The organism is Facilibium subflavum (assembly GCF_003574485.1).
Classification (GTDB): Bacteria; Pseudomonadota; Gammaproteobacteria; order Francisellales; family Francisellaceae; genus Facilibium; species Facilibium subflavum.
The window spans coordinates 1-5,483 of the sequence record NZ_QLIT01000117.1 but is presented as its reverse complement, the minus strand read 5'-3'; the positions used below and the strand labels follow the sequence as shown (position 1 = coordinate 5,483).

Annotated in this window: 6 protein-coding genes; 4 read left to right on the top strand and 2 right to left on the bottom strand. The window is 39.0% G+C overall.

The genetic code is table 11. From position 1 onward, the window contains the following. The 4 genes from DNK84_RS14310 to DNK84_RS07770 form a co-directional block, all read left to right on the top strand. A partial coding sequence (locus tag DNK84_RS14310) for a hypothetical protein (protein WP_208123234.1) occupies positions 1-236 on the top strand: 236 nt, incomplete at its 5' end. A 104-nt stretch (positions 237-340) separates the two neighbouring features. Continuing rightward, positions 341-667: an addiction module antidote protein gene (locus tag DNK84_RS07780; RefSeq protein ID WP_119343982.1), complete on the top strand. Its 327-nt coding sequence runs from the start codon at positions 341-343 to the stop codon at positions 665-667. A 237-nt stretch (positions 668-904) separates the two neighbouring features. Continuing rightward, entirely contained in the window at positions 905-2,275 is a 1,371-nt protein-coding gene (locus DNK84_RS07775; RefSeq protein WP_119343981.1) for an LbtU family siderophore porin, read from the top strand. 245 nt (positions 2,276-2,520) lie between these two features. Continuing rightward, positions 2,521-3,279 (top strand): class I SAM-dependent methyltransferase, encoded by a 759-nt coding sequence (locus DNK84_RS07770; protein WP_119343980.1) that lies wholly within the window; start codon positions 2,521-2,523, stop codon positions 3,277-3,279. Here the strand turns inward: DNK84_RS07770 and DNK84_RS07765 are convergent. Continuing rightward, positions 3,263-4,663: an APC family permease gene (locus tag DNK84_RS07765; protein ID WP_119343979.1), complete on the bottom strand. Its 1,401-nt coding sequence runs from the start codon at positions 4,661-4,663 to the stop codon at positions 3,263-3,265. The genes DNK84_RS07770 and DNK84_RS07765 overlap by 17 nt on opposite strands. A 149-nt stretch (positions 4,664-4,812) precedes the next feature. Beyond that, on the bottom strand, positions 4,813-5,483 hold a 671-nt coding region (locus tag DNK84_RS07760; protein ID WP_119343978.1), incomplete at its 5' end, for an outer membrane beta-barrel protein.

The window sequence follows — 5,483 nt, the reverse complement described above, 5'->3', positions numbered from 1 at the left end:
AAACACTCAAAGCTAAGCTAAGAGGGCATTTTGAATACTATGGCGTGAGCGGGAATTTCCCAGCGATCGCAAGTTATTACTCAATTGCCAAGAGGCTGGCAAAGAAATGGTTAAATCGAAGAAGCCAAAAGCGGAAATTAAGTTGGGAGAAGTTCAACAAATATATTGAACGCTATCCACTACCGCAACCACGGATAACACATGATTTTTATACTTTAACAGGTTCAGTGAGTTAAATTGAAGAGCCGTATGTGGGAAATCTACAAGTACGGTTCTGTGAGGGGCATCATGCTTTCTCACATTATGTTTAAAATTTAAATTATAAATAGGAGAAACAGAGATGTCTACTCGACATAATTATGTTACTCAAAACACAACAGATTATCATAAAAGCTTAATTCAAAGCCTGCATGATAAAGAAGAAGCAATTGCTTATTTAGAAGTGGCACTTGAAGAATATGAAAATGATGGTGATAATCAGGCTTTTATGCTAGCGCTTAAAAACGTTGTTGAAGCACAAGGCGGTATAGGTTGTCTATCTAGGAAAACTGGGTTAGATCGAGCGCATTTGTATAGAGTGTTGTCTAGTAAAGGGAACCCGCGATTTTTAACGCTAGGCAACATACTAAAAGCGTTGGGCTTTAAATTATCGATAAGCGCTGTGTAGTGCTCCTTTGCACATATTTGATAGTGTTCTTGGAATACGAAAATCCCGCAAATCCCGCATTTGAAATTATAAAAAATTAGCTTTTTGTATTTTATCTAAACAGTTGCTAAAAATTTATATTTTTTCTACTTTTCTTTTGCTATCTGATTCGATATCTTATTGTGGAAATACATCTTAGTATGTATTGAATTGTTGTAAAAAGTGTAATATCCAATTGAAAAGGAAGGGGATAGCTCGATGTTAAAAAAAATCAGTCTTGCCGTATTGGCAACGGCCGTATCAGCAAGCGCTTTTGCCGCTGATAATGCTGATAACTCAATACAGGCGCAGATCACGCAATTAAAGCAGGAAATTGCTGCTTTAAAAGCAAATCAAAACGAAGCACAAGGCAAAAAAGCACAGCCTGCTTACCAAAAAGATACTAATGGTGATGAGCAGAATGTGACTGTGCCAACAAACCAAGGCCAGATTCAAAATTTCTTGTTCTCAGATATTCACGATGGCGTTGTGCCAATGGGAATGCTGTCTTCATCACAATTTGCACTGGGCTTATTAAAACAGCGCAATATCTATAAAGATGAAGCTTTAGTCTTTGGTGGTTATCTAGAAGCCGATGCACAAACCTGGCATGGCAGCAGTATAAACACATTAAAATCTGATGTCGTTGATAATATATCAGGACCTGTGTATCAGTCAGGCAAGGGTATCTATATTACAACCGCCACACTTTATACAGCAGCAAACTTGGGTCATTATGTGACAGCGGAATTAAGTCTATCTGGTAACCAGAATGATAACCCTTCTGTCAGTGATGCGTTGGTCATGTTTGGTAATTTAGCCGACTTCCCGGTTTATGCAACGATTGGTAAAAACCGTATTCCATTAGGCTCATTTGCCGGTGGTGGTCCTTGGACTGGCTCATTAACACAAATGTTATTCCGTCCAAGCAGGGTAGCTAATGCCTCGGTTGCTTACTATGGTCAAGGCCTAAGCACGAATGTGACTTTATTCCAGACAAATGATCATACCTCAGATTTCTCATACGCAGCATTTTATGCGGGTGAATCTGGTAAGTGGGCATATGGTGTGAATGGTGGCTATATTTACAATGTCAGCGGTTCTGGTAATAATACTTTTAATGCCTTAACACAAACAGAGGATAGCAATGACAATAGAACTGCTACTAACCGTATTGGTGCGGTTAACTTTGAAGGCAGTCTGAACTATGATATTTATGGTGTTGGCGCTGGTTGGGCGCAAACGACAAATAAATCTAGTGCAACAAATAATGGCCTTGCAGGTGCCTGGTATGTCACAGCGGGTGTTTCACCTGAAATTTATGGTCGTTCAACTAACTTTAGCCTATCCTATAACGGTGCGTATAACACGAATGACTTGCCGATCACGCTAAGCGGCTCATCTGTCAATTCTTATACAACAGATCCAAATAGTGGTGTTGGTACAGGCGTTAATAAAATGGTTATCGCATCTGTTCAGCGTCCATTCTTTACAGAGAATGTATTGCTTGGACTAGAGTATGCATACATGCATATGTACAATAACCAGCACACTAATGCTTATACATTAGACGTTTCAGTTTACTTCTAATGTAGTATACAAAAAATAACTGGCCAAGGTTCTGGCTTTGTTATTGATAAGCGGTACAATCGTTCACATTTAAGCCCCTCAACCTTAAATGTTGGCAATTGCGCCGCTTTTTGTTTTTAAATGCATTTAATTTTTCATAATTTTTTTACTGTCACTATTGTATTACTGCTTGTCACTGATTTGTGATTTGTATCATCCTCTGCTTATAATAAGGCACGATTATTTTTAAAAAGGGTAATAGGTCCATGAAATGGGATGCGATACAATATAGTCAGAAGCATCACTTTGTCACTGACTATGGTAATGATGTTGTCTCTTTGTTGAACCCTGTTAAAGGTGAAGTGATACTTGATTTAGGTTGTGGTGGCGGTGATCTTACCCATAAGCTTAAAGAAGCTGGCTGTGAAGTCTGTGGTGTTGATTATTCTGAATCAATGTTATCACAGGCAAAAAAGCATTTCCCGGATATTGATTTTATCTATCATAATGCTGAAAAACCATTTCCATTTGCACATAATCATTTTGATGCGGTATTTTCTAATGCGGCACTTCATTGGATGCATGATGCCAAAGCGGTGATTAATAATGTGTTTGATATATTAAAGCCAGGTGGTCGTTTTGTTTTTGAAATGGGTGGTAAAGGGAATATCCAAACGATATTATCAGATGTTGAGAAAATAGCGCAAAGCCTTGATGTTGTTGAGACCAAAGCGTTTAATTACTACCCAAGCCTAAGTGAATATAGCAGCCTGCTTGAGCAAAATGGGTTTCGTGTGACTTATGCAATTCATTTTGACCGACCAACAAAACTTCAAGGGCAAGAAGGTTTAAGAAACTGGGTGAGCGTATTTAGAGAAGGCTTATTGCAACAAATCCCGCAAAATCAGCATGAAGCATTCTTTAATCAGCTTGAAAAGGCACTTCGACCAACGCTTTACTATGATAATACCTGGCATGCAGATTATGTACGCTTACGGATGGTAGCAATTAAATGTGCGGATTGATTTTTTGGTGCTTGTGAACATAAATCCAGATAAGTGGTAAGAGAATAATAATGCTATCGGCAATAAGCATTATGCTGATATAAGCGGTTATGTTCTGGATATGAGAGAACCCAGGTGGGAAAATGCCAAGGATTAATCCACATAAGCAGGCTAAAATGCCTAGGCTGCAGATAAATATCAAAGCCTTGTTACCTTTTTTGCCGATGCGAAACACCCGTTGTCGGTTGGGTTGTTTGAATCGCAAGTAAATGGCGGAGGCAAAGACCATTATCCACATAAAAACGGTAAACTGCGAAGTTAAAGCAATAAGCATGGCAAAAGCCGATTGAATCGTTGGCATAAATAAAAATACAAACGAGAGTAAACTGCCGAAAATGCCCTGGATTAAAAGCACATTAACCGGCATTTGGTTCTTGTTTTTCTTAGCCAGTATCTTAGGTAACAGTCTTTGATGGGCAACTTCTTGTATTGCTCTTGCCGGTGCCAGCATCCAGGTGCTTAGTGCTGCAAGCATGCCAAGGGCGATTAAAAAGGCAATCAGTGATTGAAGCTTTCCTAAACCAATTAAGATTAATACAGATGAGATACCTTGAATCAGACCGTTCATGGGATTAATCGATTGAGATGGTGTGATAATGATTAAGGCGGCGGTGGAGATGCTTGAAAGTAAAAAGATAATAACAATAGCGTAAAGTATTGCCCGTGGCACATTGCGTTTTGGATTATCAATATTTTGGATATGAAAGCTTGTTGCCTGTATCCCTGAGTAGCCTGATAGGGTTTTGACAAACAAGGCAAAAGTCGCAAAAGACAGGCTTGGCAACCAGTTATTGATATGTGTGAACTGCAGCTGGGTTTTGCCACTAATAATAAAATAAAGCGCACCGGCTAATAATAGAAGACCTGGCAAAATCATACCAAACAGCGCACCGATAATATTAAGAATGACGACCTTTTTGATGGGGAGAAAATTAAAAAGGGTTGTGAGCCAAAAAATAATAAACATCAAAAGCCACAGGGCGGCTTTATTATTCATAAGCTCGCTAAATCCCATGTAGGCAACGGTAGCAACAAGCGCTGATAAAGTAGCAGGAAAACTTATAACATTATTAAACCATTCCATCCAAATGGCAACAACACCTGCTTTTTCACCAAAAGCCGCTTTTACCCAGGTGTAAACACCACCATTATCTGCTGTAAGCATTCCGCCTAATTCGGCACTGACTAGGGCTGTTGGAATTAAAAATAAGCAACCAGCAATAAGATAAAAAATAATGGAGGATAGGCCTATTGTTGCCATATAGGCAATGGAGCTTAAGCTTATAATGGCAGTTATATTAATTAGCGTTAATTTAGATACGGTTAAAGGCTTTGTTGGGTACATAACAGGTGTTTTATGTTTTTAAACGCTATTGTTATAAAAGCAAAGCCAAATAGCAAGTTATCGTTTGATCTATAACGGTTAGGGCTGGGGTGACAATCTACCCAAACGACCAACTTGTCAAGGGTGTGTAACTTTAGTAGCTATATGGTTTATATTGGCAATGTATAGCTTAGATTTACCATGAGTGAGGCGCTGGCGGCCACTTTAATTTCATTGCCGCTGATTGAATCTGACTTACCAATCTCTGCAGTTGAACCAAATATATAGCCTAATTGCCCATTGATGCTTAGCCCGTTTTGGAATAAGTAACCACCGCCTAGGGCAACTTCTGGTAAAAAGGCGTGATTGGTTTCTTTCATGCCAGAGAGAATGTTTGCTGTTGTGTTAACGGTTTGATCAACATAAGCCACCCCGCCTTTAACAAAAACATTTGCACCATTGTGGAAAATATATTTGCCAACGATTAAAAATGGGATGTTCCATTGGTTTATTTTTGATTTTTCACTACCTAGTTTAAGCGAGGATAATTCATAACCATAATAATAACCTGTTTCAAGGCCCAGGCTTACATTCTGTGTTAAGGCAAGATCATAACCAATATTTATCCCGCCATAAAGACCACCTTGTGTTTTGGTGTAGTTTGAAAGGCCATCGGTATTATAGGCAGATGTGCTGGCAGCTCCCAGATTGCCGCCAAAGGTAATCCCAGTTTGTGCGTTTTGTGCAAAACCTGTTGTTATTGAAGCCAAAGTAAGTGTTGTTATTAGTAGTGAAAGCTTTCTCATCAGTATTTCCTTTATCATTAGGTTCTGTGAACCAA

What these genes read in the sequence shown, in the direction of transcription:
- DNK84_RS07765 (WP_119343979.1), bottom strand. Translation starts at nt 4,663, where the DNA reads ATGTACCCAACAAAGCCTTTAACCGTATCTAAATTAACGCTAATTAAT.
- DNK84_RS07770 (WP_119343980.1), top strand. Translation starts at nt 2,521, where the DNA reads ATGAAATGGGATGCGATACAATATAGTCAGAAGCATCACTTTGTCACT.
- DNK84_RS07775 (WP_119343981.1), top strand. Translation starts at nt 905, where the DNA reads ATGTTAAAAAAAATCAGTCTTGCCGTATTGGCAACGGCCGTATCAGCA.
- DNK84_RS07780 (WP_119343982.1), top strand. Translation starts at nt 341, where the DNA reads ATGTCTACTCGACATAATTATGTTACTCAAAACACAACAGATTATCAT.